Origin of the sequence: Mesorhizobium sp. M8A.F.Ca.ET.202.01.1.1 (assembly GCF_004791595.1) — a bacterium.
Lineage (GTDB): Bacteria > Pseudomonadota > Alphaproteobacteria > Rhizobiales > Rhizobiaceae > Mesorhizobium.
Genome location: NZ_SRUN01000137.1, coordinates 1 through 345, shown reverse-complemented (window position 1 = coordinate 345; position 345 = coordinate 1). Strand labels below are relative to the sequence as shown.

The window sequence follows — 345 nt, the reverse complement described above, 5'->3', positions numbered from 1 at the left end:
GCCGAAACGGCGGACGGCAGCGCATCCGCCACCGCATAGACGACGGTCACGACGATGACATTCGTCGTCACCAGCGTGCCGCCGAGGCCGGCATAGTAAGTCGTACGCATGTGAGGCGGGACGCGCTTGAGGCGCTCCATGGCCAGCACCCAGGAGGTCACGGCCACGAAATGCGCCAGGAGATAGAGCACGCATTGCCGGGTTTTCCCGGCGCGCATCTCGGGTGCTAGCGCCATCACCATCGGCATCAGACGTATCGCCGACAACGTGACGGCGAGGATTGCCGCCGGCAGCGCCGCTCCCGACGCAATCGCGCCCACCAGCACGACCATGGATGGCAGCGCC

The 345-nt window shown here is 66.7% G+C and carries 1 protein-coding gene; it reads right to left on the bottom strand.

The genetic code is table 11. From position 1 onward, the window contains the following. Positions 1-345 (bottom strand): AzlC family ABC transporter permease (locus tag EN845_RS34190; protein ID WP_135931299.1); only part of this gene is annotated, 345 nt, incomplete at both ends.